At 70.3% G+C, this 3,449-nt stretch carries 3 protein-coding genes; 2 read left to right on the top strand and 1 reads right to left on the bottom strand.

Translation table 11 applies throughout. The features are described 5' to 3' along the window. Nucleotides 1-1,205 (bottom strand): aminotransferase class V-fold PLP-dependent enzyme (locus ACFE8Y_RS21290; protein WP_375466358.1); only part of this gene is annotated, 1,205 nt, incomplete at its 3' end. Nucleotides 1,206-1,809: 604 nt separating this feature from the next. On the opposite strand from ACFE8Y_RS21290, the gene ACFE8Y_RS21285 reads away from it, so the two are divergent. Then, complete coding sequence (locus tag ACFE8Y_RS21285; RefSeq protein ID WP_375466357.1) at nt 1,810-2,637, top strand: UDP-2,3-diacylglucosamine diphosphatase; 828 nt, start codon at nt 1,810-1,812, stop codon at nt 2,635-2,637. Next, a partial coding sequence (locus ACFE8Y_RS21280; protein WP_375466356.1) for a glycosyltransferase family 4 protein occupies nt 2,634-3,449 on the top strand: 816 nt, incomplete at its 3' end. The genes ACFE8Y_RS21285 and ACFE8Y_RS21280, both read left to right, overlap by 4 nt.

The following is a 3,449-nucleotide window of genomic DNA, read 5'->3' as shown; positions in this document are numbered from 1 at the left end:
GCCTTGGCGAGCGGGTGCTCGCGCAGGTAGCTCGACGCGGCGGCGACGCCCGAGCCGGGGGTGACGCTCATGCCGGTGTCGAGCATCGCCATCTCGGCGCCGGCGATCGCGCCGAGCAGCGACAGTTCGTTCAGGTCGCCGAGGTGGCCGATGCGGAACACCTTGCCCGCCACCTGGGCGAGCCCTGCGCCGAGCGAGAGGTTGTAGCGCTCGTAGGCGTGCTTGATGATCTTGGCCGCGTCGACGCCCTCGGGCGCCAGGATCGCCGTCACCGTGTCGGAGTTCCACTTGGGCTCCTTGGCGCAGGTCTTCAGGCCCCACGCCGCCACCGCCTGACGGGTCGCCTCGGCGAGCACGTGATGGCGGTGGTAGACGTTCTCCAGCCCCTCCTCCTTGATACAGTCGAGCGCCTCGCGCAGGCCGTAGAGCAGCGGCAGCGGCGGGGTGTAGGGGAAATAGCCGGTGGGGTTGTTTTTCAACTGGTCCGCCCAGGCGAAGTAGACATGCCCGAGGCGATCGTTGCCGCCGGCCGCGCCCTCGGCGGCCTTGAGGGCCTTCTCGCTGATGCAGATCACGCCGAGGCCGGCCGGCAGCATGAAGCCCTTCTGCGAGCCGGCGATGGCGCAGTCGACCTTCCACGCATCCATGTGGAACGGCAGCGAGCCGATCGACGAGATGCCGTCCACGAACAGAAGCGCCGGGTGGCCGGCCGCGTCCATCGCCCGGCGCACGGCGCCGATGTCGCTGGTGACGCCGGTGGCCGTCTCGTTGTGGACGACCATCACGGCCTTGATCTTGTGATCCTTGTCCGCCCGCAGTTCCTCGCCGATCTTTTCGGGGTCGGCACCGGTGCCCCAGGCCTCGTCCTGCACGATCACGTCGAGGCCGAGGCGCTGGGCCATGTCGACCCAGAGGTGGCTGAACTGGCCGAAGCGGGCCGTCACCACCTTGTCGCCGCGGCACAGGGTGTTGGCGAGCGCCGATTCCCAGATGCCGGTGCCCGACGACGGGAAGAACACGATCGTGCCCTTCTCCGAGCCGAACACCATCTTAGCGTCCGTGAACAGGGGCTTGGTCAGCGCGGGGAAGTCGATCGAGCGATGGTCCTCGGACGGGACGTGCATCGCGCGCAGCACGCGGTCGGGGATGTTGGTGGGGCCGGGAATGAAGAGATGGTTGCGACCGGGGCGCCGAGTTGCCGCCATGGGATGTGTCCTCCGAGTTCCAAAACGTTGACCGGGCCGAGCCGGTGTTCAGGGACGATGCGCCGTGAGCGGCGCATGCGCGTGTCGTGATCCTTCAGTGCTCCTGGGCCGGACGGGCCCCCTGCTGCGACCGATGCCGCGCAGGCGGCACGCTCGCCGTGCTTGTCGTTCCATCGTCACCGTCCCTCGCGCCGCCGGGCGATCGCGGAGCAGCGGCACGCCCCTGCATCGCTCGCGTCCGCAGCCCGCGTTGCCGGCCGCCTCCGCGCAGCCCGATCCTCAATGCGTCGGTGACACGCCGCAGGCAAGTCGCGCGTGCGGGCGATCCCACGACCATCGCCACCTTCCTTCCCGCCGTTCCGCCATCCCTGCGCCAGCGTCTTCACCGGCGGGCGCTTTGCCTGCATTATGAACGCCCAAGCTGCGGACGCAAAACTCGAAAAACTTCGACACCGTGGAAAAAAATTTGTCCCGGGGCGCGGGCACGCCCGCAAGCATCCCCTGCGTCCTCGCCGCACCGCGGCGATTTGCTGCCGGCGGGCGTCATCAAACTGAGACGCGTTTCCGGTTTGGCTCGCCCCGTGAACGCCGCCGGGAGATGCTCGTGGCCGAAGACGCGGAAGCGACCACGCGAGTCCGCACGCTGTTCCTGTCCGATCTTCATCTCGGCACCAAGGGCTGCCAAGCCGGCCTGCTCCTCGACTTCCTGAAGGACTACGACGCCGACGCGATCTACCTCGTCGGCGACATCGTCGACGGCTGGCAGCTCCGCTCGGGCTGGTACTGGCCGCAAGGGCACAACGACGTGGTGCAGAAACTCCTGCGCAAGGTGCGCAAGGGCTCCTCGCTGGTCTACGTGCCCGGCAACCACGACGAGTTCCTGCGCGACTACATCGGCACCACCTTCGGCGGCATCGCGATCGCCGAAAGCTGCATCCACGAGGCCGCGGACGGGCGCCGCTACCTCGTGATCCACGGCGACCAGTTCGACATGGTGGTGCGCCACGCCCGCTGGCTCGCCCATCTCGGCGACGGCGCCTACAGCCTCGCCCTGTTCGTCAACACCGGCCTGAACAGGGTGCGCCGGCGGCTGGGCCTGTCCTACTGGTCCCTGTCGGCCTGGGCGAAGCTGAAGGTGAAGAACGCCGTCAACTTCATCGGCGCGTTCGAGACGTTCCTCGCCGACGAGGCCCGGCGCCAGGGGGCGGACGGGGTGGTGTGCGGCCACATCCACCACGCCGCCGACCGCCGGATCGACGGCCTGCGCTACCTCAACACCGGCGACTGGGTCGAGTCCTGCACGGCGCTCGTCGAGCACTACGACGGGCGGATGGAGGTGCTGCACTATCCGAGCGTGCTCCGCGCCCGCGCGGCCGCACGCGCGGCGACCGACGCGCCGGTCCCGGCCACCGATCGCAGGGCGGTCGCGTGAGGCTGCTCATCGCGACGGACGCCTGGGCGCCGCAGGTCAACGGCGTCGTGCGCTCCCTGGAACACATGGCCGCAGCCGCGCCGGCGCACGGCTTCGATCCGGTCTTCCTCACGCCCCGGGATTTCCGCTCGCTGCCGATGCCGGGCTACCGCGAGATCCGGGTCGCGCACGCGAGCGTCCGGCGGGTCTCGCGGCTCTGGAGGGATCTGGCGCCGACCCACGTGCACATCGCCACCGAGGGCACGATCGGCCACGCGGTGCGCCGCTGCTGTCTCGCGAAGGGCCAAGTCTTCACCACGAGCTACCACACCCGCTTCCCCGAATACCTCGCCGCCCGCCTCCCCGTCCCGCAGGCGTGGAGCTACGCGTGGCTGCGCCGCTTCCACGGGGCCGCGAGCGGGACGATGGTGAGCACGCCCTCGCTGGAGCGCGACCTCGCGGCCCGCGGCTTCCGCAACCTGATGCGCTGGACGCGGGGCGTCGACACCGGCCTGTTCCGGCCGGCCCCGATCGGCGCGCCGCCGCCCGCGGCGCTGGCCGGCCTGCCGCGGCCGATCTTCCTGTTCGTGGGCCGGCTCGCGGTGGAGAAGAACGTGTCCGCCTTCCTTGACCTCGACCTGCCGGGGAGCCGCGTGCTGGTCGGCGACGGACCCGACCGCGCCCGGCTGGCAGCAGCGCACCCGGGCGCGCACTTCCTCGGCACCCGGACCGGCACGGACTTGGCCGCGCTCTACGCCGGCAGCGACGCCTTCGTGTTTCCGAGCCGCACCGACACCTTCGGGATCGTCCTGCTGGAGGCGCTCGCCTGCGGG

It is taken from the genome of uncultured Methylobacterium sp., assembly GCF_964242245.1.
In the GTDB taxonomy this organism is placed as follows: Bacteria; Pseudomonadota; Alphaproteobacteria; order Rhizobiales; family Beijerinckiaceae; genus Methylobacterium.
Note: the sequence above shows the minus strand (reverse complement) of the source record. Positions and strands in the feature narration are given on the sequence as shown.